At 39.5% G+C, this 26,878-nt stretch carries 22 protein-coding genes, 1 other RNA gene and 2 pseudogenes; 1 reads left to right on the plus strand and 24 read right to left on the minus strand.

The features are described 5' to 3' along the window. Positions 1-276: 276 nt before the first annotated feature. From ATZ99_RS01410 to ssrA, 5 genes and pseudogenes are all read right to left on the minus strand, one after another. Positions 277-673: pseudogene (locus tag ATZ99_RS01410) on the minus strand (transposase); the annotation flags it as partial. Positions 674-732: 59 nt separating this feature from the next. Further along, positions 733-912, minus strand: a pseudogene (locus ATZ99_RS12360) (hypothetical protein); the annotation flags it as partial. Between the two features lie 335 nt (positions 913-1,247). Beyond that, entirely contained in the window at positions 1,248-1,970 is a 723-nt protein-coding gene (locus ATZ99_RS01415) for an Athe_2463 domain-containing protein (protein ID WP_068747461.1), read from the minus strand. Positions 1,971-1,982: 12 nt separating this feature from the next. Continuing rightward, complete coding sequence (locus tag ATZ99_RS01420; RefSeq protein WP_068747462.1) at positions 1,983-2,738, minus strand: copper amine oxidase N-terminal domain-containing protein; 756 nt, start codon at positions 2,736-2,738, stop codon at positions 1,983-1,985. A gap of 429 nt (positions 2,739-3,167) precedes the next feature. Further along, positions 3,168-3,517, minus strand: a transfer-messenger RNA (tmRNA) gene (gene ssrA, locus ATZ99_RS01425). Positions 3,518-3,627: 110 nt separating this feature from the next. On the opposite strand from ssrA, the gene ATZ99_RS01430 reads away from it, so the two are divergent. Further along, the gene (locus ATZ99_RS01430) at positions 3,628-4,422 is read left to right on the plus strand and encodes a sugar phosphate isomerase/epimerase family protein (protein ID WP_068747463.1); all 795 of its coding nucleotides are present in this window, start codon (positions 3,628-3,630) and stop codon (positions 4,420-4,422) included. Between the two features lie 33 nt (positions 4,423-4,455). On the opposite strand, the gene gltX is transcribed toward ATZ99_RS01430, so the two are convergent. The 19 genes from gltX to ATZ99_RS01525 all read right to left on the minus strand — a co-directional run bounded on the left by gltX (position 4,456) and on the right by ATZ99_RS01525 (position 26,846). Next, the gene (gene gltX, locus ATZ99_RS01435) at positions 4,456-5,928 is read right to left on the minus strand and encodes a glutamate--tRNA ligase (protein WP_068747464.1); all 1,473 of its coding nucleotides are present in this window, start codon (positions 5,926-5,928) and stop codon (positions 4,456-4,458) included. A gap of 78 nt (positions 5,929-6,006) precedes the next feature. After that, entirely contained in the window at positions 6,007-7,188 is a 1,182-nt protein-coding gene (larC, locus tag ATZ99_RS01440) for a nickel pincer cofactor biosynthesis protein LarC (protein ID WP_068747465.1), read from the minus strand. Next, positions 7,185-7,940: a nickel pincer cofactor biosynthesis protein LarB gene (gene larB, locus ATZ99_RS01445; protein WP_068747466.1), complete on the minus strand. Its 756-nt coding sequence runs from the start codon at positions 7,938-7,940 to the stop codon at positions 7,185-7,187. Before larB ends, larC begins: the two co-directional genes overlap by 4 nt. Further along, a complete protein-coding gene (gene larE, locus ATZ99_RS01450) occupies positions 7,928-8,758 on the minus strand; it encodes an ATP-dependent sacrificial sulfur transferase LarE (protein ID WP_068747467.1) in 831 nt (276 codons plus the stop codon). Before larE ends, larB begins: the two co-directional genes overlap by 13 nt. A gap of 12 nt (positions 8,759-8,770) precedes the next feature. Beyond that, the gene (recD2, locus tag ATZ99_RS01455) at positions 8,771-10,738 is read right to left on the minus strand and encodes an SF1B family DNA helicase RecD2 (protein ID WP_068747468.1); all 1,968 of its coding nucleotides are present in this window, start codon (positions 10,736-10,738) and stop codon (positions 8,771-8,773) included. Between the two features lie 83 nt (positions 10,739-10,821). Next, positions 10,822-12,531, minus strand: coding sequence for a sensor domain-containing diguanylate cyclase (locus tag ATZ99_RS01460; RefSeq protein ID WP_068747469.1), 1,710 nt, complete (start codon positions 12,529-12,531; stop codon positions 10,822-10,824). A 194-nt stretch (positions 12,532-12,725) separates the two neighbouring features. Next, positions 12,726-13,196 carry a glycosyltransferase family 2 protein gene (locus tag ATZ99_RS01465; protein ID WP_068747470.1) on the minus strand — a complete coding sequence of 157 codons (471 nt, stop codon included), beginning with the start codon at positions 13,194-13,196 and terminating at the stop codon, positions 12,726-12,728. Between the two features lie 82 nt (positions 13,197-13,278). Next, entirely contained in the window at positions 13,279-14,472 is a 1,194-nt protein-coding gene (metK, locus tag ATZ99_RS01470) for a methionine adenosyltransferase (RefSeq protein ID WP_068747471.1), read from the minus strand. 35 nt (positions 14,473-14,507) lie between these two features. After that, a complete protein-coding gene (locus ATZ99_RS01475; RefSeq protein ID WP_068747472.1) occupies positions 14,508-16,097 on the minus strand; it encodes a hypothetical protein in 1,590 nt (529 codons plus the stop codon). 62 nt (positions 16,098-16,159) lie between these two features. After that, the gene (locus ATZ99_RS01480; RefSeq protein WP_068747473.1) at positions 16,160-16,807 is read right to left on the minus strand and encodes a class II aldolase/adducin family protein; all 648 of its coding nucleotides are present in this window, start codon (positions 16,805-16,807) and stop codon (positions 16,160-16,162) included. 28 nt (positions 16,808-16,835) lie between these two features. Then, a complete protein-coding gene (locus tag ATZ99_RS01485) occupies positions 16,836-17,639 on the minus strand; it encodes an S-methyl-5'-thioadenosine phosphorylase (RefSeq protein WP_068747474.1) in 804 nt (267 codons plus the stop codon). A 47-nt stretch (positions 17,640-17,686) separates the two neighbouring features. Beyond that, on the minus strand, positions 17,687-18,442 hold the full coding sequence (locus ATZ99_RS01490; protein WP_068747475.1) for an arginase family protein: 756 nt from the start codon (positions 18,440-18,442) through the stop codon (positions 17,687-17,689). A gap of 260 nt (positions 18,443-18,702) precedes the next feature. Further along, complete coding sequence (locus ATZ99_RS01495; protein WP_068747476.1) at positions 18,703-20,205, minus strand: sodium-dependent transporter; 1,503 nt, start codon at positions 20,203-20,205, stop codon at positions 18,703-18,705. A gap of 383 nt (positions 20,206-20,588) precedes the next feature. Next, positions 20,589-21,674 carry a fructose-1,6-bisphosphate aldolase/phosphatase gene (gene fbp, locus ATZ99_RS01500; protein ID WP_068747477.1) on the minus strand — a complete coding sequence of 362 codons (1,086 nt, stop codon included), beginning with the start codon at positions 21,672-21,674 and terminating at the stop codon, positions 20,589-20,591. A 209-nt stretch (positions 21,675-21,883) separates the two neighbouring features. Next, a complete protein-coding gene (gene pstA / locus ATZ99_RS01505) occupies positions 21,884-22,744 on the minus strand; it encodes a phosphate ABC transporter permease PstA (RefSeq protein WP_068747478.1) in 861 nt (286 codons plus the stop codon). Further along, complete coding sequence (pstC, locus tag ATZ99_RS01510; protein ID WP_068747479.1) at positions 22,741-23,616, minus strand: phosphate ABC transporter permease subunit PstC; 876 nt, start codon at positions 23,614-23,616, stop codon at positions 22,741-22,743. Before pstC ends, pstA begins: the two co-directional genes overlap by 4 nt. Before the next feature lie 121 nt (positions 23,617-23,737). Next, positions 23,738-24,601 (minus strand): phosphate ABC transporter substrate-binding protein, encoded by an 864-nt coding sequence (locus ATZ99_RS01515; RefSeq protein ID WP_068747480.1) that lies wholly within the window; start codon positions 24,599-24,601, stop codon positions 23,738-23,740. Between the two features lie 119 nt (positions 24,602-24,720). Then, positions 24,721-26,253 carry a glutamine-hydrolyzing GMP synthase gene (guaA, locus tag ATZ99_RS01520; RefSeq protein ID WP_068747481.1) on the minus strand — a complete coding sequence of 511 codons (1,533 nt, stop codon included), beginning with the start codon at positions 26,251-26,253 and terminating at the stop codon, positions 24,721-24,723. Beyond that, positions 26,253-26,846 (minus strand): 5-formyltetrahydrofolate cyclo-ligase, encoded by a 594-nt coding sequence (locus tag ATZ99_RS01525; RefSeq protein WP_068747482.1) that lies wholly within the window; start codon positions 26,844-26,846, stop codon positions 26,253-26,255. Before ATZ99_RS01525 ends, guaA begins: the two co-directional genes overlap by 1 nt. Between the last annotated feature and the right edge of the window lie 32 nt (positions 26,847-26,878).

Raw genomic sequence — 26,878 nt, forward strand, 5'->3', positions numbered from 1 at the left:
ATTAAAATAATATGGGGCGACAATTGGCTGTGCTCAAAGGTAATCAGATTAGGTTAAATTTCGAGGTATAAAATCCATCAAAATAAAATCAACCTTTGACCCTGTTATTATTAATTTAACAGAAAGTAAACTTTTTTGAAACTCAAATTCTATTTTCATAAATGGTTGTGTTTTACTAAACATGGATGGTTAAATTATATTTTTACCAATTATAAGATCAAGTCCAATTTTTTGTGTAAAATACCCTCTGGTTGGAATTAAAAGATAAATATAAATTTAACTTATAGATACGATTTTCTCTTTTGCTTTTTTGGCATTCTCTTTTTGCCACTCAAAGTATTCAACCATATCCAAATACTTTTTGCCGGAAGTCCGTTTTTCGTCCTGCTCCATAAGTAATGCTCTAATTAGACAAATGGCTGATTCACGGTTATGAAATATCCTAATAATTCTTTCCCGTCGGCGTATCTCTTCGTTTAGCCGTTCTAAAGCATTTATAATCCGAAGCCTTTTTCTATAATGTTCCAGATTTTCTAGTATTGTTATAGCATCTTCAAATCCCGTTTCTAAATACATACATAGCTTTTGGTGCTTTGGCTCTGTATCCCTCTATTACTTGATTTAACAAAATTCTTGCCGTTTTAGTGTCCGGTGCCTCTAATATAGCCCTTACTTTAGCATGTATTTCTTTTTATAATGTTTTTGGGGTCTTATTGTTAACGTCAATAAAATTTACCCAAAAAAGGGAAGAAAAATTCCCCACCTTTGATAATAAAAAATTAACCTTCTTAACTTTTTAATCTCAGTTAAAAATTTTTCCTTTTCTTTCATTCTGTAACTTTCTCCATTGATTAAAACAAAATGACAGTGGTGAACAAATTTTACGGGATGCTCTCCCCCATCTAACATAGCTTTCTAAAATTACACTCAACCTAAGGAAGGATTGGCATTCTAATCGAATACCCATCCCAACTATTGACAAAGAACCAAAAATCAAAAAGCTCTGATTTTTCAAGGCTTCTATCTATTATGACAATATCATCGTTAATATTGTAAAAATTATAGTAAAAACACAGCCTGACTGATTTATTTATGTTTTTTTCTTTGATATAAATTACTATGAATTTACAAAAACAATTCTGTTTGAATGTTTTAAACAATACTTAAATCAAGCTACTATTTTATACCAGATTTAAACTATGGCCTATTTGCCACTGCTTTTCCAATGCGCACTGCGGATTATTCAATTACACTGGCATAAGTATTGGTGCCATCGGTATCGTCTTATAATACGTCCCTTCATTTGTCTGATGCCATGCAATCCCTACACCCCACGCATACTTTGTAGGTGGCTGGAAAACGTGGACATATTTTTCCCATTCTATATTGTTTTTTGCATTTTCATACTCAGGTGTGCCTATTTTGGGGAACTTCCCTTCATCTGCATAAAAGTAAGCCATTCCTTTTACAATTGATTCCCTTAATATTGGTTTGCCATTGATTATTAGGTTGTCAAAATAATTCCATGGTATTGTTTTCCCTCTGAATATATATTCTTTATCCCACGGATTTCCAACCCAGTTTTTTTGGTCAAACCTTCCCGGAGTAACCACATCATCAGGGAAAAGTTCATTGGTATAATAATCGTCATACATGGTATAACCCAAAAACCTGTAATACCCGTTTCTATAATCCCTTTCCTCTAGTGCAAAAGGCTGTCCGTAAACTAATAACCCTCTAGTCTCAAATAACCAAGTGTTTATATCTTTATTGTTTTTATTTTTTATTTTAAAATAGTCACCCGTATAATTGTAGTAATCTTTTATAAAATCGTTCTGCAATTTAATAAAATTTTCTACATTACCTATATACGGTGCATTAGGAACGATATAGTAGTTAGAAGGTCTTGCATAGGCTGTATTTGTTATCAAAAAAACTGCAATAATGATAAGTGCAGTTATTTTTTTCACCTTATTCCCCCTTTACTTAATAAATGCTTTAAATGAAATTATTGGATTACCTCCAGTAATATACATTTTGGTTCTGTAATTTTTACCGTTGATGCAGAATGTGTACGTCTCAAATGCCTCATAAAAGGAAACATCCTTTGATTTTTTTTCAATATGCGTATAAATCTGGTTTAATGCGTCTTTGTCTTTCACAAATTTTTCAAGTAATTTTTTTGCTTCATCAACCTGCTCCTGTTTCCATACATTAAAACCTAAAGAGTATTTTACACCATTAGTGGTAGGATCATTATCTGAAAATGCACTAAAACCTATATGTTCTACGCTCAATAAATTTGGATCGTTTGATTTAATATAAATAGTAGGAGTAGTATATTCTATTTTAAAATCTACTGTACAGTCCATGTTTTCGCTTACAAAACGAAGGGGTACCATCGTCCTTTTTCCGTCTTTTATAACAGCCTGGGTATCCATTTCGACGGTTTTTCCGTTTACAAGCGCTTCTCTTTTATTAATAGTAAGTTTTACAACCTTATCGCCTTTGCTTATTGTTACCAACTGCTGTTTTTCGTTCCAGTCGACCTTACAGCCCAACCCTTCTGCAATTAACCTTATAGGCACTATTGTGCGGTTTGATGCGTCAATAAAAGGTTTAACATCGGGTTCGTATCTAACACCGTTAATATAGATTTCAATTGTGGTGTAAGCATAAGCAACAGCCGAAAAACTTAAAATTGAGAGGATCAAAAGTAAACTAATTATTTTTTTCATTTTTCAAACTCCTTTCTTAATTTATTATTATTTTATTAAAAAGGTTAAAAATTAACTCACTGAATTCATTGACAGGTATTTTTATTAAGGTATTGGGGTGTTATAAGTATTATGTGATATTTTTGTGTTTGCAAAACATTATTTTATTTCTATATTTTTTTTAAAAATCCTTTTAAAGATCATTTTTTATTCAAAACTTTGGTAAAAAATCTAAAAAAATATGGCAAAGTAAAATAGATGTAAAAAAGACAAGGGGGTAAGAAAAACATAATAAAAAAGCACACCCCTCATTCATAACTAAAAAGGGTGTGCATCCGTATCTGTAAATCTTCTTAAACCCAATATAACTTGAATTTTATTTTCCCAAAAAGCAAAAAAGCCCTGATTTCTCAAGGCTTCTATCTATCGTATCAATGGAACGTTCAATTTTGGTGGAGGCGAGGGGAATCGAACCCCTGTCCGAAGGCACATCGATAAAAGCCTCTACAGGTTTATCCCCTGTTTTGGATCTCGCCGGTTTCACTCCCAGGGGCAGGATTAAAAACCGACCAGCTTTGTTTGAGTTCTCTCTGAAGGGCCAAAGCTAACCCTTAGAGAAAAGCCCGGTATTTTGACACCCTTTTTTGAAAGCCGGGCGCTTTCAAAAAGGGCGTGCTGCGTTAATTAAGCAGCAAGTGCTAATTCTTCGTTGGCACTTATACGTGCTTCCGGTTTAACGAGTCGGAAAGCTCGACCTGCAGCTTTTATCTCCGCTGCCCCCGTCGAAACCAAACGCCCCCCTGTAAATTTAAAGCTTTTATTGCTATTATATTATATATCAAAAAGAATAATAAAGCAATACGAATAAACGAACGAATGTGCGAATCGTAATGATTTGGAGGTACTATTAATGCAAAAAAACTATAAAAAGGGTATTTTTTCATGGTTCGGTTATATCATGCCTTTTTTTGAACGGGCGTATCATATTAAAAAAGCCGGTTTTGACGCTATTTCCCTTTGGTGGGAGGATGAAAGGGAAATAAAAAGAACCGAGATGCCAGAAGTTGTTAGAGAAATAGGATTGGACGTGGATTACGTGCATTTCCCCTATGAACATTGTAACTCTATATGGCATATCGAAAAAAATATTTTTTGTAAAATTATAGACCGGTATTCCCTATGGTTCGAGGAGTGTATCGAAAAAGGTATTAATTTGATAGTTTTGCATGTGGAAGACAATCCTCAAATTTCGCCAAATTTCGCTGGTATTGATAATATGCGGAAAATTGTAGAAAAGGCAAAAGAATATAATATTAAATTGGCCGTAGAAAATACCCGGAAAAATGAATATCTTGATTTAATCTTAGAAAATATAGATGATGAAAATCTTGGTTTTTGCCACGATGCCTCTCACGATATTCTCACGGGAAAGGGAAGTTTTACTGCACTTAAAAGATGGAAAAGTAGACTTTTTTGCACTCATATATCGGATAACTGCGGAAAGGAGGATAATCATTTCGTTCCTTTTAAAGGAAGTATTGACTGGGAGAGCTTTGCAGCTGATTTCCCCAAAGAATATAAAGGTATGCTTACATTGGAAATATGCGCCTCAATGGAGGAAATAAAAACCTTAAAACCTGAAGACTACTTGAAAATTGCCCGGGAAAATCTTTTGAAAGTGGAGGAAAAAATTATTAATGCATAAGAACAAATTTAAAGGCGGGAATTTACCCCGCCTTTAAATTCTGTTTTTTATCCACAAAGCTGCCTTTTTCAGTCTTTCTACGGTCTTTTCCCTTCCAAGAAGGGCGAGTATCTCGAAAAGTCCTGGGCCTACTGTGCGTCCGGTTACAGCAAGCCTTGTTGGATGTATGATTTCTGCAGCTTTTATACCCATTTCTTCAGCCAATTCTCTTATCTTTAACTCCACGTTTTCCTTTGAGAACTCTACAATCCCTTCCAGTTTTTGAGCCGTCCTTTCCAAAAGCTCCGCAGTTTTTATGTCTTCAAAATGTTTTTTAACACCCTTTTCTTCGTAATCATCGAAATCTCTAATGAAAAACGAAATCATATCCGCCAATTCTTCCAGGGTTCGCGCTCTATCCCTGGAAAGCATCACCGCTTCCTTTATGTAGTCGTAATTTTTCTCAACTTCTTTTTCTTCAATGATCCCCTTCTTTATTAAAAAGGGTATAGTCTGGTCAGTAATATATCCCCCGTCTAATTCCCTCAAGTAGTGGCCGTTTATCCATGTGAGTTTTTTTACATCATATATGGCAGCGGTTTTGTTTACCCTTTCTAAGGTGAATTCCTTTATAGCTTTATCCATCCCGAATATTTCTTCATTACCCTCCGGCGACCATCCTAAAAGGGTAAGGTAATTTACAATAGCCTCGGGTAAATACCCCTGATCGCGAAATTCCTCTACCGATGTAGCTCCGTGCCTCTTGCTCAGTTTGCTTCTATCAGGAGCCAGGATCATCGGAACGTGGGCAAACCTGGGCATCTCATAACCTAAGGCTTCGTAAACTTTTATCTGCTTTGGGGTATTGGATAGGTGTTCTTCCGCCCTTATTACATGGGTAATTTTCATGGCATGGTCATCCACCACACAGGCGAAGTTATAGGTGGGAATTCCGTTGGATTTCATTATAATAAAGTCATCCAGGACGGAATTTTCGAATATTACCGTCCCTCTTATAATATCTTCCACTACGGTTTGTCCTTCTTCATTTATTTTTAACCTGATAACCGGCTTCCTGCCTTCCCTTTCAAACTGCTCCTTTTGCTCCTGGGTTAAATTTCTGCAGCAGCCATCGTACCTGGGAGCCTTACCCTGCTTTAATGCCTCTTCTCTTTTTGCCTGCAGCTCTTCCGGCGTACAATAGCAGTAATAGGCCTTTCCCTCCTCCACAAGCCTTTGTGCTTCCTTACTATAAAGTTCCAGCCTCATGGACTGAAAATAGGGCCCGTATTCCCCGCCTTTATCGGGGCCTTCGTCCCAATCAAGCCCAAGCCATTTCAAGGACCTTATTATTTGTTTTACGGATTCTTCCGTAGACCTTTCCGTATCTGTATCCTCTATGCGAAGTATAAAAGTACCGTTATTGTGCCTTGCAAACAATAGATTAAAAAGCGCAGTCCTTGCGCCGCCAATATGTAAGCTTCCTGTAGGGCTTGGCGCAAATCTTACCCTAACCTTTTCTTCCATTTCACACACTCCCGCTTCATTATTTTCCTTGAAAATTATAACATATCGGAGAGAATTTGTAACATTTAAAAAATAATTTTATTCATTTTTCAGGATTTCCGAAAGAATTACCTCATAGGCCTTTCTAACAGGGATATTTTTTTCACGGGCAAGTTTTTTTATATCATCGAACTCGGGGGTTATCTTTTGTCGGTTTTTGCCGAAAGTGGATACTTTTACTGTAACCTCCCCAATGGAAGTATTTACCTTTCGGAAAAACCTCTCGGCTTTCTCTCGCTCTACATTGTAATATCTTACACCTATTGTAGTAGTCTCATCAAATATAGTATTTATTATTTCATCCTTTTTATCCAGCTCAACAAGACAGGAAATCTTAATTGCCGGCCTTCCCTTTTTCATTATAATCGGGGTTAAATAAACATCCAAAGCTCCCACCTTAAAAAGCTTTTCCACTACAGAATCGTAAAGTTGTGGGTTCATATCATCGATATTTGCTTCTATCACGAAAATCCTATCCCGGCTTGTATTTAAAGATGATTTTTCCGTCTCTTCTTTTGATTCTACTATTATCGCCCTTAAAGCATTTAAATTACCGGTATCTTTTTTCCCGAAACCGTATCCAAAAGAGATTACTTTCCCCTCCGGTAGATTGCCGAATTCTGAAGAAAGCATTACCGAAAGCAAAGCCCCTGTCGGAGTTGTAAGTTCTCCTTCTCCCCGGGAGTAAACCGGAACCCCTTTTAAAAGCTCAAGGGTGGCAGGAGCAGGGACGGGCAAAATGCCGTGAGCGCATTTGACCGTACCGCTTCCCACATTTACCGGGGAAAAGACAACCTTGTCAGGTAAAATAAGATCTACAAGAATGAAGGCCCCAACAATATCCACTATTGAATCTACTGCGCCCACCTCGTGAAAATGTATTTCATTTTCCGAAACCCCGTGAATTTTTGCCTCCACCTTTGCCAATTTTTCAAAAGCTTTCAATGCATTATGCTTTACCTTATCCTTTATCTCACTTTTTTTAATTACCTCCGTTACTTCCTTTAACCCCCGATGGGGATGATGTTCATGGGTTTTTATGTAGACATCCTTTCCTCGGATTCCGTTTTTATATGTATCTTTCACTTCAATTTCAAATTCTAAGGGAAGTTTTTTAATTTCCCTCAGGAACTCCTCCACATTTACTCCTGAATCCAAAAGCGCTCCCAGGAACATATCGCCGCTTATTCCTGAAAAACAATCAAGATAAAGAATCTTCATTCTACCTGCCCTCCTAATTTGTTTATCTGGTGGGCTGCAAATCCCGCTCCGAACCCGTTGTCTATATTAACGACGGTGAGGCCTCCGGCGCAACTGTTTAACATGGTGAGTAATGCCGAAAGGCCTGAAAAATTTGCACCGTATCCCACGCTCGTGGGCACAGCTATTACGGGTTTGTCCACCAGCCCCGCCACCACACTGGCAAGGGCGCCTTCCATTCCGGCCACCACTATTATCACCTGTGCCCTTTTTATAACCTCCATATTCATGAAAAGCCTGTGAATTCCTGCAACTCCAACATCGTAAAGCCTTTCCACATTGTTTCCAAAAAGCTCCGCGGTCACCGCCGCTTCTTCCGCCACGGGGATGTCAGAAGTCCCGGCGGAGACTACGGCGATGAGGCCTTTGTTTTTCGGTACCGGCTCCTTTATCACCGCGAAAATCCTCGCTTCGGGGTAGTATACGGCTTCGGGGATCGCTTTTTCCACTTCTTCAAAAATTTCTAAGCTTGCCCTGGTGCCCATTATGTTAGTGCCCTTTTGCATCATCCGCTCCGTAATTCTCACCACCTGCTTAGGGGTCTTGCCCTGGCAGAAGATGACTTCGGGCACTCCCCTTCTCAAAGCCCTGTGGTGGTCCAATTTTGCAAATCCCAGGTCCTCGTATGGCAGGTCTCTTAAAAACTTCATGGCCTCTTCAACGGAAAGCTCGCCTTTTTGAACTTTTAAAAGAAGGTCCTTTAGCTTTTCCAAAGCGCTTTCTCCTCCTCTTTAAGCCCTTCGTTCATGCTGCCGGTCCTGTATCCGGTAAGGTCCAGCGAAACATAGACAAAGCCCAGCTTTTTGAATTCTGCTACCACCTTTTCCCTCAAGCTTCTTTCAAAGAACCTTTCTATCTCTTCCGGCAATACCTCTATCCTGGCAAGGTCCGCGTGGTTCCTTACCCTGTACTGGGAAAACCCGAGTCCTCTTAAAATCTCTTCTGCCCTTCCAACCCTGTCCAATTTTTCCCCGGTTATCCTTTCTCCGTACGGAAAGCGTGAAGCCAGGCAGGCAAACGATGGCTTGTTCCACGTGGGAAGTCCCATTTTTTGGGATAGCGCCCTGATCTCGGCTTTCGTAAGCCCCGCCTCCTTCAGCGGGCTTTTTACACCAAGCTCATCCTTAGCCTTCATCCCAGGCCTGAAATCCCCGGCATCGTCAGCGTTTGAGCCATCCAGCACGAAGTTAAAACCCCTCTCGCGGGCTATTTTTACGAGCTTACCGAACAGTTCCTTTTTGCAATAATAGCACCTCTCGGGTGGATTTTCCGAAAATCCGGGCACCTCCAGTTCCTCGGATACTATAATCTCGTGGTTTGCCCCTAAACTTTTTGCAAGTTCTTTTGCTTCTTCCAATTCCCTTGAAGGATAGGTGCTCGAGCGGGCGGTCACCGCCAGGACGTTCTCTTTCCCGAGCACGTCCAAACAAACTTTCAAAAGGAAGGTGCTGTCTACGCCCCCCGAAAAGGCAATTAAAACTTTTTTTAGATTGATTAAATACTCCTCTAACTTTTTGAATTTTTCATCCATTGCAAATACCCCCTATAGCTCGAATTTTTCTTCTAAAAAATCTCTTAAACCGCTGTATCTTTTAATGTTTTTAACATTTTTAACGGCGTAAAATAACGCCTGCTTTGTTCCCACAAGTACCAGCAGTTTTTTAGCCCGGGTAACGGCAGTGTAAAGTAGATTTCTGTCTAACATTGAATAATGCGCAAAAGAAATTGGCATTACCACTACCGGATATTCGCTTCCCTGACTTTTGTGCACCGAAAGGGCATAAGCCAGGGTAAGTTCTTCTATCTCTTCTTTTTTATACGCAACCTCTTTTTCGCCCTCCATATCCTGATAAACTACTACTATTTCCCCCTCTTTTTTTATATCCACAATCTTTCCTATGTCTCCGTTAAAAACATCTTTTTGATAATTATTTTTTATCTGCATTACCCTGTCACTTTGCCTGAATACGGTTCCTTTATATATCAGTTCTTTTTTGTTTTGCCCCTTAGGATTTAAAACTTCCTGCAAATTTTTATTAAGGTTTTCAACTCCAATCAATGTTTTTTTCATCGGAGTTATAACCTGAATATCTTCCATAGGGCTATAATTACCAAACGCAGGGATTCTTTCACATACCAGCTCTATTATTCTTTTTAATATTTCTTCGGGAGACTCTGCCTGTAAAAGAAAAAAATCGCTGTTTTTTCTGTTTAAATAGGGTATGTACCCTTTATTAATTCTATGGGCATTAACCGCAATAAGACTATCGCCGGCCTGTCTGAATATCTGGTCCAGAAAAATCGTTTCTATTTTACCGCATGCTATCAGGTCCCTTAAAACGCATCCGGGACCAACGGAAGGAAGCTGGTCCTTATCTCCCACAAGTATAATCCTGGCATCCTCCTTCAAAGCTGATAAAAGATGGTACATCAAACTCACATCTACCATTGACATCTCATCTACGATAATTACATCTTCTTCAAGAGGGTTTTCCTTTGATCTTGCAAAGTTTCCCAAATTATCCTGACCGTATTCCAGTAACCTGTGAAGGGTGAATGCTTTGCAGGAAGTAGCTTCTGCTATTCTCTTGGCCGCCCTGCCCGTTGGCGCACAGAGGGCCACCTTCATTTTTCTTCTTCTGAAAAACTCGTTGAGACACTTTATCAGGGTAGTTTTTCCCGTGCCTGGCCCCCCCGTTATAATTATTATTCGATTTTCCGCAGCTTTGAAGAGGGCTTGCCGTTGTTTTTCCGCCAGTTTCACTCCGGCACTTTTTTCAATTTCTTCTATTTCTTCCCCATCAATTTTTATGGAATGGTTTTCGCTGCTGATTAGAAAGATTTTCCGGGCAATGCTTTTTTCCATGTTGTAAAAGGATTTAAGGTAAACCCTATCCTCTTCTTTTATTTTGACAAATGCAATATCCTCAAACGTAATTTTATCCTGTCCCTCTTTTAAAATATATCTTAATTTTTCTATATCTAAGGAAAGCAATGACCCCAATTGTAAAAGGAGGTCCTTTAAAGGTAGAAAGACATGCCCTTCTTCAGTAGCCTTCAAAAGGATATGTCTAATCCCGGCCGCTATTCTGTTCTCGTCGTCACCGGGCATATCCAAGGACCTTGCAATCCTGTCCGCAATAAAAAAATCAATATTATCTATTCCCATAAGCAGGTAAGGATTTTTTTTAATTAATCCTAAAGGTTCTTCCTTGAGTATATTACAAACTTTCAGTACGGTATAAACCTTTAAATCGTACTTTCTTAAGAAAATTATTGCATCTAAAATTCCCTGGAAACTTTGCAGGGATTCCAAAATCATTTTATATTTTTTCTTCTTTATACCATCAATTTCCATTAACCTTTCGGGGTTATATTTAAGGACTTCTAAGGTATTTTCTTTAAAATGTTCGATTATCCTTCTTGCGGTAGATTCCCCTATGCCCCTTATGAACCCGGAAGCAAGAAATTCATATACGGTAGATAAATCTTCCGTTATAAAAGTCGTCATAATTTTTCTCCTTTATAACCTTGCGTTTCCCTTTAATCTTTTATAACATTTTTTGTCTTTCTTAGCAATAAAAAATACCGCTTTTATAGCGGCATATCAATATTTTTAAAATTTACCACCCTGTTCCTGCCCATCCTCTTTGCACCGAAGAGAAGAGCTTCATCAGCCTTTTTCAAAAATCTTTCCATATCATCTTCTACCGAAATGGAGGAAACTCCGGCACTAACGGTGACATAAATTCCCAAACCATCTTCCGACTTAGCCATTTCCGTGCGCTCTATGATTTTTCTTATTCTTTCAGCTACCTTAAAAGCTTCCTCACATCCCATATTGGGAAGAAGTACGACAAATTCTTCCCCTCCATATCTACAAACGATATCGTTTTCCCTTACGTTATTTTTTATGCACAAGGCTACCTTTTTTAAAATTTCATCTCCAATTAGATGGCCGTATTCATCGTTAATCTGTTTAAAATAATCTATATCGAAAATAATAATGCTGATTTCTTCTTTGTAATCTTCCCTTCCCGAAATCTTTTTAAATTCACTGAATAAATACCTTCTGTTGTAAAGTTGCGTGAGGCTATCCGTAATCGCCATTTCTTTTGTTTCCAGGAACAAATGGACGTTGGTCATGGCAGCAGCAGCTTGATGGGAAATAATGCTAATTATCTTCAAGTGCTTTTCTTTGTAAATTCCTTTTCTCCTACTGCCTATCATTAGCACGCCGAATTTATCATCTTTATTTACAAGAGGCACAAGAAGAGCGGAGCCCCTTTTACCGTCACCGAAGTATTTGGTACACTCCTTACATTTTGTTATGTCTTTTATTATTTCCCCCTTTCCGCTGTAAAAAACCTTCCATAATAATTCCTGTCCCTCTTTATCGGGAACCGGCGCTGATATGACACCTTCAAAAGCTTCGGGAACGAGCTTTCCATCTTTATATAAAAATAAGACAATTACATCCCGGGGAATTAAAATTTTAATAGCATTCATCAATTTTTTTACTAAATCCTCTTCATTTAGCGTGGAAATAAAAGAAACCCCTATATCATAAAGCGCGGTCAATTCATCATTTAATGACACCAAATCAAAATAAAGCCTGTAGATATATACTATTAAAAAGTATATAAAAAATCCTAAAAACAGGCCGATAAAATTCTGGAATAAATTATTGAAAAGTATTATTAAAATGCCTCCGGGTACTAAAGCAAAATAAGAAGAGAGGTCAACCAAAGCCAATCTAATTATTTCGCCCTTTTCGAATTTTCTGCCATCAAAGAATAAATAGGTGTTTACCAGAACCATATTGGTGAAGTAATAACAGAATATTGCCATCCCCTGTATCAGCATTTCCGTCAATATCACATTTTGGTAGGGATTATATAGATATTTTTTAAGGGCCATATAAGTATAAATACCGGATAAGAAACTTAAAACGTATTGAGCCGTATTGAATAAGGACATTGAAACAATTTCCTTATCATTGCCGCTTCTTACCCTGTAGTAGATTTCGCTCAAAAAAGCAGAAATAACTTTTATAATTAGAGCAATTTGATGGTGAAAAATAAAAATCATTGAATATAAAAGTCCAAACTCCGAGCTGACCCTGTATTTGCCCAAGTTTACCTGGGATAATTCTGCCGCAATCATTGCAGCTAAAAATAACAAACCCGTTGACAGGTTCGTATTTAACGCGGTGTAATTTATTTCTTCGTAAGCCCTGAAAAGTAAGAACGCTCCGGCTGATATCACTGCGAACCTGAAAAGTTTTCTTATTTTTTCTTTCATAACCTGTTCTCCCAAAAAGATTTTTTAATATATTATTCTATATGAATTTGATAATTCCTTCCATTTTTGCCATAAAATAAAAAGGCCCATACATGGTTATGGGCCTTTCCTCAGAAAGAAAGGGGGGCACTAAATTTTTAGTTCAGGGTCCTTTAATATATATGCTAAACAAATTTTTTGTAAAAAATAGTCGACTAAGGTCCTATTTTTTCTGGGATATTCGTCCTAATTTTTGTTTTTTCTATAAAATTCGACAGAAGGCAATTTAAAGCCTCCACAGGTTTCATTTTTCTTAAATCCATCAATATCATATAGGGGTATTTTAGAATCTCGTTTTCCAGCCCATTAATTCCTTCAAATACATTAATTCCTATTTCTTCGGATAATCGTTTTAAAATTTCTAAAGTTTCATCCCCTGAACCTACGTCAATCACGTTTAATTCAAGAAACCTTTCCATTATGCCAGCATTAAACAAATTTCTGATGAAACCTTCTATTTCATCCTGAGCATTCTCCACAAGAATAAATAATGCGGGCATAATTTTCCCTGCTTTTTTTCTTAAAAATATTAAGCTGAAAAGGTGCATTATATAAAGTACTCCTATGATTGCAAAAAAAATTACAACAAAAGCCCCGTATTTTTCTAACAATGTTTCCACTAACATAGAAAAGCCCCCTAAAAATTTTTATATATCTTATTTATATTCTAAAGCACCGGAAAAATTGAAAAAAAAATTAGCAGCCCGTTTAAAGGCTGCTCGCTTCATTTCTTAATATATCCGCTTTGTCGGTTTTTTCCCAGGGAACATCCAGGTCGGTTCTTCCAAAATGTCCGTAAGCCGCTACCTGGCGGTAAATGGGCCTTCTGAGGTCAAGGTCTCTTATAATAGCACCGGGGCGCAGATCAAAGTGCTTTAATATAAGGTCTTTAATCTTTTCATCGGGAATTACCCCTGTACCAAAAGTATCTACCATAATAGATACGGGATGAGCTACACCTATGGCGTAAGCTACCTGTACCTCGCATTTTTTCGCAAGTCCTGCCGCTACCACATTTTTTGCAACGTACCTTGCAGCATAGGAGGCGGAGCGGTCCACCTTTGTAGGATCTTTCCCTGAAAAAGCACCGCCGCCATGTCTTGCATAACCCCCATAAGTATCAACTATTATCTTTCTTCCCGTCAATCCCGAATCTCCGTGAGGACCTCCGATAACAAATCTTCCTGTAGGATTAATATAAAATTTAGTATTCTTGTCCATCAGCTCCTCAGGAACAACCTTTTTTATTACTTCTTCTATAATATCCTGCTTTAGCGTAGCAAGGTCAATGGTGGATTTGTGCTGGGCTGAGACTACTATTTTATCCACCCTTACCGGTCTTCCATCTTCGTATTCCACAGTTACCTGGGTTTTTCCATCAGGCCTTAAATAGGGTAAGAGTTTTGTTTTTCTTACTTCCGCAAGTCTTCTGGCCAGTTTATGGGCGAGCATAATCGGCATGGGCATTAATTCCGGGGTCTCATCCACCGCAAACCCGAACATCATGCCCTGATCCCCGGCACCGATTTTGTCAAGTTCGTCCTGAAATTCACCTTCCCTGATTTCAAGAGCAGCATTTACCCCCATAGCTATATCCGGGGACTGTTCGTCAATAGCAGTAATTACCGCACATGTATCGCAGTCAAATCCGTATTTTGCCCTTGTGTACCCTATTTCTCTTATTGTCTCTCTCACAATTTTGGGTATATCCACATAGCATTCGCAGGTGATTTCCCCCATTACCAGTACAAGTCCAGTCGTTGCAGCAGTTTCACAGGCAACCCTTGCCATCGGGTCCTTCTCTAAAATTGCATCAAGTATTGCATCGGATATCTGGTCGCAAATCTTATCGGGATGTCCTTCAGTTACGGATTCGGATGTAAAAAGATATCTTTTTGCCAAGAGTCATACCTCCTCGTATTTCATAGTAGTATAAATTAATCGAAGACTTCAGGGTTCAATCTTATATCAAAACCATTTTTCAAGTTTGTCAAGGCAACTTTCAGGCTTTCAATTATTATTCTCTGTATTAGTGGATGATAATATATAGGCTGCATATCCAAATGGAGTATTGCCGACAGCACTACTTTTACTAACTCTTTCTCATCCAAAAGTCTCAAAAAATCTGCAGAAAGCTCCAGCATTCTTTTTAAAATATCCAACCGGGGCAAAATTATTTCTTCCGTAAACTGAAAAAATAATTTTTCTGTTTTTTCCAAAGTAAGTTTTTTAAGAAAAAATCCTTTTTTAGATTTATATTCTTCTGCAAAATCGTATACCCTTGGTTCCGAGAAAAACCAATCTTCAAACAAAGGGTAATTTAGCAGTTCGAAATTTTTTATTAGATAATTATGGTTCAATTTTATTTCACTTAGATCGTATTCATTAAAGCCAGGTATATAAGGGGTTGGAGCTATTTCAGTGGATAAGCTATCTTCAATTACCCCCTGCCAGAAATAATACTGATAGGGCAGAGGATTTCCCGATTTATTATTCTGCCATATGGCATCCTCCAAAAGTTTTATTGCATAATTGCCATCTATTTCGGCAATAACAGTGGTTCTCGACAGGTCTTTTGACGATTCCTTGAACTCCTTCAAGCTTAAGCGGGAAACGCTCCAGCAGTCCTTTATTCCCGAAGAAATATTTATAAGAAAGCTGACGGAACAGTATTTTCTTTTTAAAAGAGGGTGTTTCCAAACCATCCATAATGCCCTGCTTCCGAGCCCATCTATGGCGGTAAGCAATATTTTATAGGGTTGTTGAATTTTAAAAGGTCGTTCGAAAGTGCTTTCGCAAATGCCGGAAAATTTTAGCCTTAGAATTTCCCTCTCTATTATCTTTTTTACCTTTTCATCCTTTACCTGACTTAGCAACCTGTTTAAAACAAACAAAGCCTTCCCCGTTTTTGTTTTACTTATTGCTTTTACTGCTTCTTCTGCTACGGGGGTTTCATCCACTTTTGCAAGAACCTCCAGCAAAGGGATCGATTTTTCCATCCTGTAACAACCTATATCGTAAATATAGTTTAACTTAGATTCTAAAGGGAAATCCTGAAGGTCCTCCAGTATATAAGGAATTAAAAAATAATCCCTGTTTATATCCTCAAGCATTTCCATCATGGATACCCGGGTAATTCTATTGTAATCCTTTAAGATGTATTCTAAGGGCAGCTCTGTTGCATCCACTCCGTAATGAGCAAGCACGGAAAGTATCCTTGTTTTGACCTTGTCCGAAACGCCGGGCATAATCAATATATCCATTAGAGGACTTACAAGGGCATAATCATTGGCGTATTCTAAAGCGTAACAAATTATTGGTGCCAGTTCTTCATCACTTTCCTTTAACTTGGATAAGCAAACTGGCACCACCATTTTGCCCATTTTAAATAATTTTTTCATAGAACGGTTCAATTCTTTAACCGTATAGTCTTTCCCTTTAAGTCCTTCAAGAAATTCAATAATTTGTTTTTTAACCAGAAGGCTGTAATCTACTTTGGAAGAAATCTCGCAGTTTTTTTTCGGCATTTCGTACTCCTTCCTCAAACCAGCAAAAGGTAAATTATTCTACCTAATTATAATATATTTTTTTATTTTTGCCCATACGATTTAATATAGAATTCCCTTAAATATTTTACCTCCTCTTCATCCAAGGAAACCGGCCCGCCGAGAATCCGGGATTTTAGAAAAATCTCGGCACCTTTTTCTACCAGGAGGCTTATTTTAAAAGCTTCTTCTAAATTCCTCCCAACACTTACTACACCGTGATTTGCAAGAAGCACCGCATTCCTGTTCTCCAAAGCTTTTACAGCATTTTCTGCAAGTTTTTCTGTACCCGTTAGAGCGTATTCTGCAACCTTTACGGGTCCTCCCACCATTGAGGCTAAATCCTCCATAATGCAGGGGATATCAACCCTGGCCGCCGCACAGGCACTGGCATTGGTGCTGTGAGTATGTATTATTGCCCCCACATCCGGCCTTGCCCTGTATATGGCTGCATGAAGGGGTGTCTCTACCGAGGGTTTTCTTCCCGGACAAACCTGTTTTCCGTTAATATCCACCGTTACAATATCTTCCGGTTCTAAGCTCATATAGTTCATTCCCGATGGGGTTATTACAAAGATATCCTCGCCCTCTTCTCTGGCGCTGATGTTCCCCCAGGTTGCCACCACAAGGCCTTCTTTGACGATCTTTTCTCCGTATTCTACCACCATTTGTTTTATTTTTAAAAGAAGCATCTTATTTTACACCTTCCTCGAATTATTATCAGTTCATCCTCGCGTGTTTTAATTCATCCTTACACCTGCAAGTCCTTTCTTCAGGAATCTTTTCGATAATAGTATATATTAAATCCTTGAGTTTACCTATATTTTCATTAAAAACTCTCAGCACCATTTCATGGCTGACAGGTTCTATATCAGGATGTCCTTCAAGCCCCACGTCATAGTCCGTAACAAGGGTGATATTAGCATAACAAATTTCCAGTTCCCTTGCAAGCACCACTTCCGGGTATTGGGTCATATTGATTACTTCCCAGCCATGGCTGGAAAATTCTTTGCTTTCAGCTTTTGTGGAAAATCTCGGCCCCTGAACTACCACCACGGTGCCCCTTTCGTGTACAGGAAGACCCTTTTCCTTTGCCACTTCAATTGCTATTTTCCTTAGCTGCGGGCAATAGGGTTCCGACCCTCCAATATGGGTGGTTATCGGTCCATCGTAAAAAGTATCTTTTCTGCCCCAGGTTCTGTTCACAAATTGATCGCAAATAACAAAATCTCCCGGTTTTACATGAGGCTGGAGGCTGCCGGAGGCACAGGGACCCAGTATTCTCTTTACCCCGAGCTGTTTTAATGCGTAAATATTTGCCCTGTAATTTATCATATGGGGTGGAATCCTGTGGTCCTTTCCATGTCTTGGCAGGAAAGCTACGTTTTTATCCTTAATCTTAGCAATAGCAATTTTATCGCTGGGCGGTCCATAAGGAGTTTCTACCGTAATTTCCCTTACATCATCCAAAAAAGCATAAAACCCGGTCCCTCCAATTACCGCCACATCGGCACGGATATCCATATTATTACCTCCCTGAATATAGTATAATCATCTTTATAATTAATTTTTTACCATACTTTTATAAGTTTGTCTAATATTCTTATATTACTTTCTTCATTTTTTAAATTTTTTTCCTTATCAAGCATCCCCAATACGTAATTACCGGTTGCCTGCTTCCATTCCCCACAAACATCAACTCCGATAAGTCTTTTGGTCCCGGCAATGATTTCTATTATCTCTAAAAGTTCTTCCAAGGTCATGGTGCCCTGATCCCAATTGGTTGCTGCGTATTCTTTTGATAAAACATCTTTATCTATGCTGATGTAAACCGGAGCATCCTGGTCGGAAAGTTCTTTCATTAAATAGTAAATCCTTACCTCCTGGGGTAAATCTTCGGGTATAAAAAAAACTTTTTTATATTCGCTGTATCTAAAAAATTCATAATCCTTTCTATTTAATCCTATTATCACACACTTTTCTATTTTATTTTCCTTTACGAGGTCTCTTACCCAGGAACCGCATGTAATGACTTCTCCTGGACTTTCAAACATGTCGGAATGGTGGTCAATCAGTACGAGAACAGGTTTTTTTCGAGTCATTTCTATCATTAACTTGGAAAAATGGTGGAAATCTCCAGACCCCAAGTAGACTATACCTGGCATTTTCAGGTCAAGTTTATTTTTTATTTCTTCCAATTTGCTTTTTTCCAGCATATATCTTACGCCTTTCAAATTTGGGAGATTTATAAGGTGCTGAGCCCTGTTTAAAAGCCTTTTTTGCCCGCTTAACGCCTCATCCAAGCACAAGACATTAACTCTGGGCAAAGCCTTTACCCCCTTTGAATATAAATTACCGGCCTTTTGTAAATTATTTATTCAAAAGGGATAACATTTAGAATTTATTTGGCATATATATTATATAACAAATCTTTAAGAAGGGTATATAAAAAGGGCCTCCTTTAAAGAGGCCCTTTTTATTTTTATTTATTTCTCTCCGATTTTGAGGCGATGCTTGCAAAGTAAGTAAAACCTCCGAAGTAAATTAAAAGCATCACTATCATCCAGAATGCAGTTTGGGCGTCCATTTACTTCGCCTCCTTAGCAGCGGATTTTGTAATATCCACAGAGATGTACGGTGACTTTGCTTTGATCCAATCCGCTAACCAATTATTTAATGCCAACCAGACAACTGCAGAAATTACCCACTGCACCACCATAGTTCCTACGCTGAAGGTCTCAAAGGGGTTCCACCAGTTGTCGGGGTACCAGCTGATAGCCTGCACGACCCACCATCCAAAAAGTATTGCAAACATTACGGGGAAGAGGGCTATGCAGTAGGTCCACCAGCGACCAACGTAGATATCGCTGGTTTTATTGATAATCTCAGTTCTGATTTTTTCAATTCCGTATTTATATGCAGCTATAGCAAAAAGTAAACCGCTGATTAATAGCCCAACGCCCCATACCCAGTCCTGGTTGTCAAGGAATGTAGCGCTGTAAGCCGAAGGAATACCCAGTATAAATCCACCAACTGAGACAATTAAAGTCGCTTTTTTCCTGTCATACCCGGCATCTATGAAATTCTTCACGCCCACTTCAAACATAGGAAGCAGAGATGACAGAGCTGCCAGAGAAAGGGCAAGGAAAAATACAGCGGCCACAATTTGACCTCCGGGCATGGTTGGGAAGAGTTTTGCCAAGTATATGAAGGTGAGGCCGGTATTGCCAGCTTTTAATGCATCCATGGCAGCCTGAGGAGTTGCCGAAAGGGCAAATACAGTAGGAAGAACCGCCAAACCGCCGAGCATTGCTCCGCAGGCATCTCCGAATACTATCATCATACTGTTGACGCCGATATCGTCTTTTTCCCTCATGTAGTTAGCGTAGGTAAGCATAAGAGCCCAGCCTGCTCCGGTAGACCAGGAAGATTGGGCAAAGGCGTTTAACCAAACCTTAGGGTTACCAAGAGATGCCCATTTGGGCACGAACATGTACTGCAAGCCAAGGGCAGATCCCGGCTGCATAATAGCCCATATGGCAGCAATCAGGAGCGATACAAATAGTGAAGGAATCATTATTTTATTTGCGGCTTCGAGCCCGCCCTGAACTCCTCTGTAAACTATATAGCCGCCTATTAAAACCGCAATAAACTGAAATAAGATTGTTTGAGATGGATTGTGGATAAAGCTGTTCCACAGAGCTTCCGAATCCATTCCTACCTTAAAAGCTCCGGTAACAGCATATACAAAATACCTCAATGCCCATCCAAGAATGACGGCATAATAAAACATTATAGCAATGCACGTAAATCCAATCCATGCACCTATCCAGGTGAACTTTCTTCCCATAAAGTCCCTGAAGGCACCGATTGTCCCCAGCCGTGTATTTTTACCTATTACAAGTTCTAACATGATTAAGGGTGCGGCCCATACTAAGTTTGCTATCAGGTAGGCTACCAGGAAAGCTCCTCCGTCGTTGGTACCTACCATTCGGGGGAATCGCCAGATATTACCGGTGCCCACCGCCATACCTATGGAAGCCAGAATAAAACCTATTCGGCTACCCCATTCTTCGCGCTTTTCCGTCATTTTTTTACCTCCTTTTTAATTGAGGATTTTCGCGCTCGAATAAAATTTCCCAAAAAGGCTTTCTCTCATCCCCCTTCATTCTATATTAAATTTTTAAAGTGGACTACCCAGTATATTATATATATTTTCTACACTTTAATGAATTTTCCTTCTTATTTTATATTATTCGATAAAAAAATTTATTTGATATTTTTGTAACAACTTGCATTTTCTGAATAATTTTCACTATTTATATTTAAAACGGGATTTTTATATTTATTAGCCAAAAACCCGCCAAAAAGGCAGTAATGTTTTATATTTTTTCACTCTTTTATTCTATTATATTCTCTCCGCCGATTATTTCAATATTAAATTTTTGAGAAAAAAAGCCCTTCTCCAGGGCATTATAGATTTTTTTGACTTAACTTTTCCATTACCCGGGGAAGGGTTGTATATTCCATTTCATCTAAAGGAAGCCTGTGGGGTTCAAAAGGCCCATGGCTTCTCATATAATCCGCTATTTCCAGCGCTTTTTGGCGCGCTCTATCAAAACCCTTATCCGCGAAGAAATCCTGAGGCCCGATTAGTTTTCCGTTAGATAGCTGAAATCCCAGAGCCACTACCCTTGGCGGTCCATCAAAGCGCGTAGGCGTTGCATCCTGAAGCGATACGGGCATTAGCGGTCCGAAATGAGATCCCCTCATCCATCCGGAAACCAAGTGAGGGTTGGCAAAGGGCTCTAAAGCCTCTCCTACAGCCGGAAAACCGTTTTGACACCTGACTATCATCACCGGGTCGTCTTTCCCCACATACCTTCCCGCCATGAGGTTCATCCTCTGAGTTGAAGATGCTGCCGCCGGCTCTCCTTTTTTGTTATAAACCGCTTTTACAGCATACCTATTGAAGGCTCCCAGAAAGACCAGAAGGTCGTATATTTCTTCGGGACTTGAAAATTTCATCAGTTTATTTTCGACGGTATCCATGACTTCAAAAATAAAACCGTCGTGCATTTTGGGGTCTATTATAAGGCCGATGGTATTGAAGGGATCAGCGAACATTTTATAAAGCGGCAAGTTCCATGCACCCGGTTCCGTTTTATCTGCCATGAAGACGATTACGGGTTCGCTGGGGCGCTCTTCAAATTCCATTTCCGCCACTCCCGGACCCATGCCCTTAATATTGCCCGAAAAGGAATCGGAAAGCAAATCCTGTCCCGCTCCGTAAAGTTTATATTCCCTGGCTAATCTGGTGCATTCTAAAAAGGTATCCCAGGCGAGTTTATGTACTTCTTCGCAGTCCACACCCTTTTTATGGGTCATTATCAAATTTATATCATCACCCACGTGGGATACTTTAAAATCTATCAGCAAATCCTTTCCTTTCTCTCCCAAATATTTTTCTGCAACTTTCAATAAATCCGGATGTACACTGCTGTGCCCTACAAATCCCCCGATATCCGCCTTTATTACCGAAAAAGTGATTTTTGACATCAAAGACCCCCCATTATTATTAATAATTACAGAAATATTATATCATTTTACTTCATTTATGCATAGATAATTTTATATATATTATTTATTATGCTATACTATTTAAAATTTTTCTCAGCTTTGTAATTTTAAATAATATGCCCTTATCTAAATTATATGTCATTTTAAATGAAGAAAGACCCTTTATCGGGTCCTGAAAGAGGATTAACTTATGCACCGGTAAGCCTTTTATACAGCTTTTTGGTTAAAGACCTGGCTAAAAAATTAAACGCAATAATTATAATAATTAACAGAGCCGATGATCCATCCGCAATACGCCTGGCATCAGGGGCAAGTCCTTCGGCGTTAACCTTCCAGATATGAACCGCCAAAGTCTCCGCGGGTCTTAAAATATTGAAAAAATTATCGGGGGTTAATTTAGGAGATGTCATCCCTGCTGTAAAAATAAGAGCAGCGGCTTCTCCGAAAATTCTCCCCGAAGCAAGAATTATGCCCGTGATTAACCTGGGTATTGCCGATACCATTACCACCCGGGTAATTGTTTGCCACCTTGTCGCTCCCAGGGCAAGGCTTGCTTCCCTTAAATCCCTCTTAACATCCCGCAATGCTTCTTCGGTAATTCGTGTCATCAACGGCAAATTTAAAACCGTCAGGGTCATAGCCCCTGAAATCATTGAAAACCCCCACCCAAAGGTGGTTACAAACACCAGCAGTCCGAAAAGACCTATTATAACCGAAGGAAGGCTGGACAGGGTTTCAATACTTAACCTCAATACAGCCGTAATCGCATTTTCTTTAGCATATTCTGAAAGGTATATGCCCGCTCCCATTCCTATGGGGACAGTAAATATCAGAGTCAAAAAGAGAATCATAAAAGAATTTGCTATTTGAGGGCCTACTCCTCCGCCGCTTTGAAAGGCCTTGGGAGGGGATATCAAAAAATTGATATTTATTACCCTAATACCCGCATTCAAGAGAATGAAAATTATCGCCAATAAAAACATAACCGCAAGTGCTGCCAGGATGTACAATAAAAAGGTTGCCAATTTATCTTCTAACCTGGGGCTCACCGGAAAACCCTCCTTTTTGCAAAAAATCTGATTAAACCGATAAAGAAAAGTGAAATCATCAATAAAAGTAATGCAATGGACCATAGGGCATCATTCCAAAGGGTTCCCCAGGTGGTGTTACCCATCTCCATTGTCAAAATACTTGTTAACGTGTGTACCGGATTAATTAAGGAATCGGGTATCCTCACGCTGTTGCCTATTACCATTTGCACCGCCAGAGCTTCTCCGAAAGCCCTGGCCAATCCCAGGACAACCCCGGTCAATATCCCCGGCAGGGCGGCAGGAAGTAAAACGTGCTTGATGGTCTGCCATCGGGTAGCTCCCAGGGCTAACGAAGCTTCCCGGAGGTCCCGGGGAAGTGCTTTAAGGGTATCCACCGAAATGCTCGTGATGGTGGGGAAAATCATTATGCCAAGTACTATGCCCCCGGCAAGCAGAGAAAAGCCCGTGCCTCCGAAACTTTTTCTAATAATAGGCACGAGAATGCTCAGCCCCATCCATCCGTAAACCACCGACGGAATTCCGGCAAACATTTCCACTACCGGCTGAAGGAAATTTTCCCCTATCTTCCTTGAAATTTCTGCGGTAAATACGGAAAGTCCAAGGCTTAAAGGCAGGCTTAAAAGCAAAGCAAGCAAAGAAACCGAAATCGAACCGAGTAAAAAAGCAAGGGCTCCTGCCTGTCCGTTTTGATTTTCCATATTCCAGTTTGCGCTGAAAAGAAAATGAAAAATTGATATTTTATCTACCGTAAAAGTCCGAATACCCTTAAAAAAAATAAACACAAGGATAAAAATAGTGATAAGTACCGATAGCAAAGCGCAAAAAAAAGCAAAAAAACTACCCAGTTTGTCCATCATCTTCGGCTTCATATTAAAAATTCCCCTTTTAAATCTTAACTTTCAAATAAAGGATATCATTCGCCTATTTATATTATGTTAAATTGCTGTTAAGAAAATGTTAAAAAGCCGGGTTTTTATCCCCGGCTTTTACTCATCTTGTGACCTTCATATCTCCTATAGGTATATACCCCAATTTCTCTATAATCGGTTTTACCTCATCGCCAAGCATATAATCGATAAAGGTTTTTACCACTCCCGCAGCCTCCCCCTTAGTGTACATATATTCATAGGACCATACGGGGTATTTGCCCTCTACAATATTTTCCTTGGAAGGTTCCACTCCATCGAGTTTCACGACTTTTACACTGCTGTCCACATACGATAGGGCAATATAACTTATGGCACCGGGAGTATCCGCAACGGCTTTCTTTACCGTACCGGAGGAATCCTGAGTCAAAGCCATCCCCTGGGTTTCTTCCCTTCCATCCAGGGCGTACTTTGTAAACGTTGCCCTGGTTCCAGAACCGGCAGGTCTATTTATCACTACTATTTTCAGGTCATCTCCTCCCACTTCTTTCCAGTTTGTAATTTTCCCAGTAAAAATACCGATGAGCTGGTCTTTTGTCAAATTATCCACCTTAACCGCCGGGTTTACTATCACCGCAAATCCTACGACGCATACCTTATGCGGTATAAGTTCCTTGGCTTTTTCCTTATCTAACTTATCCTCCGCCGGCACATCCGAGTTCCCAATTTGAACCGTCCCATCAGATACAAGTTTAAGACCCGTTCCGCTTCCTCCACCCTGCACCTGAACCTGAATCCCCGGATTTTTTGCCATAAACTGGTTTGCCGCTTCTTCCACTAATGGCTGCATTGCGGTAGACCCTGCTGCAATTATCGTTCCGGAAACATTTTGCTTCTCACCCTGTTTCTCCCGACCGGAGCAGGCGGATAAAATCAGTGCGCCAACCAAACACAGAGCAATAATGGTCGCAATTTTTTTCTTTGGCATTTTACAATGCACCTCCATCTTTATTATCCCTTCTAATTTTTATAATTTACCCTTCAATTAAAAGAATAAAGGTGCATTGTAAAGTCTCTTTAAAATAAGTATTAACTTTATGTTAATTCCTATTCCCACTCTATGGTCGCCGGCGGTTTTGAGGTAATATCGTAAACCACCCGGTTAACACCCCACACCTCATTTACTATTCTTGCAGAAATTCGGTCGAGAACATCATAGGGTAATCTCGCCCAGTCGGCGGTCATCCCATCTTCACTATTTACGGCCCGAACGGCGACAGTATAAGAATATGTCCTCTCATCTCCCATTACTCCCACACTTTTTATATCCGTCAAAACCGCAAAAGCCTGCCATAAATCTTTGTAAAGACCGGCTTTTTTCATCTCTTCCATAACAATTGCATCGGCTTCCCTCAGGATATTCAACTTTTCTTCGGTTACTTCCCCGATAACCCTTATAGCAAGGCCTGGGCCCGGAAAAGGGTGCCGAAATATTATCTCTTCCGGGAGCCCGAGTTTTAATCCCACCTTCCTCACTTCATCCTTAAAAAGATCTCTTAAAGGTTCTATAAGTTCAAATTTTAAATCCTTTGGAAGCCCTCCCACATTGTGATGGCTTTTTATTACGGCCGCGGTTTCGGTGCCGCTTTCTATCACGTCGGGATAAAGGGTCCCCTGCACGAGAAAATCTATGCTGCCGAGCTTCTTCGCTTCATCTTCAAATACTTTTATAAACTCCTCTCCAATTATTTTCCTCTTTTGTTCCGGTTCGGTAACTCCTTTTAGCCTTTTCAAAAACCTTTCTTTTGCATCCACAGCAATGAGATTTATGTTAAATTTCTCTTTAAAAATCTTTACCACATTTTCTGCTTCATTTTTCCTCAAAAGGCCGTGGTCGACGAAAATACATACCAGATTATCGCCTACAGCCTTATGGGTTAAAACAGCCGCTACCGACGAGTCAACCCCTCCGCTCAAAGCGCAAAGGGCTTTTTTATCCTTCACCCTTTCCTTTATTTTTTCCACCTGTTCGTCTATGAAAGCCTTCATGGTCCACGTACCCTTACATCCTGCCACACCAAACAAGAAGTTATTCAATATCTCCCTGCCCCTGGTGGTATGCACAACTTCAGGATGAAATTGAACACCAAAAAGGTTTTTACCGTTACTTACAGCCGCATGAGGAGTATTTTCAGTCCTCGCAAGGGTCTTAAAACCGGGAGGAAGTACTTCAATGGAATCGCCATGGCTCATCCATACATCGAAATTATCTTCCAAACCGTAAAAAATACCATCTTCTTCCTCCACATAAAGCCTTGCCCTTCCATATTCCCTTACTCCCGCTCTTTTTACCTTACCGCCCAGTAGATGGCACATCAGCTGCATCCCGTAACATATTCCTAAAATTGGTATTCCCAGCTCGAATATCCTCTTATCACAGGCAGGGGCATTTTCCGAATATACGCTGGCCGGTCCGCCGGAAAAAATTATGGCTCTGGGGTTTTTTCGCATTATATCTTCTACAGGAGTTTTATAAGACAATATCTCGCAGTAAATCTGTGACTCCCTTACCCTTCTTGCAATAAGCTGACTGTATTGCCCGCCAAAATCAAGAATGATAACGCTTTCTCTCAAATCCATCAATAAACCTCCTCTAAATAATATTGGTCTTTTTTATTTATGAAATAAATCCGTTTTTCGGTTATTATAATATCCATAAGTATATCATACTCTTCCTTGGGAAGTTCATCTAAAATTTGAAATTCAAAAGCAAGGGCAATTTTAACCGCATCGGCCTTGAGGTTTTGCAGGAACCTATCGTAATACCCTCCCCCGTATCCGAGCCTGCAACCACTTTTGTCAAAAGCCACTCCGGGTATAACCACAACCTCCAGTTCTTTTGGGTTTATCATTTCTCCGGAAACGGGCTCTAATATCCCAAAATGCCCTTTTTTTAATTCATTCAGGCTTTTTATCCTTACCGCCAGCATATCGCATTTATTAATAACCTTCGGTACAAAAACCTTCTTGCCCAAATATATACTTTTTTTTATTGCATCCAGGGTCCTAACCTCATTTCTCGTATCAACGTAAAACATAATGTTTTTTGCTTTTTTATAGTAGTTTAATTCAAAGAGTTTTTCCAGGATTACCCGGCTTTTTTCTTTAATGATCTCCTTTGGTTGGGTATCCCTCATTTCTATCATTTTTCTCCTTATTTCCTTCTTTTCCATAGCTTTATTCTCCCTGCTGTGTTTTTTCCTTT

It is taken from the genome of Thermovenabulum gondwanense (assembly GCF_001601575.1).
Classification (GTDB): Bacteria; Bacillota; Thermosediminibacteria; order Thermosediminibacterales; family Thermosediminibacteraceae; genus Thermovenabulum; species Thermovenabulum gondwanense.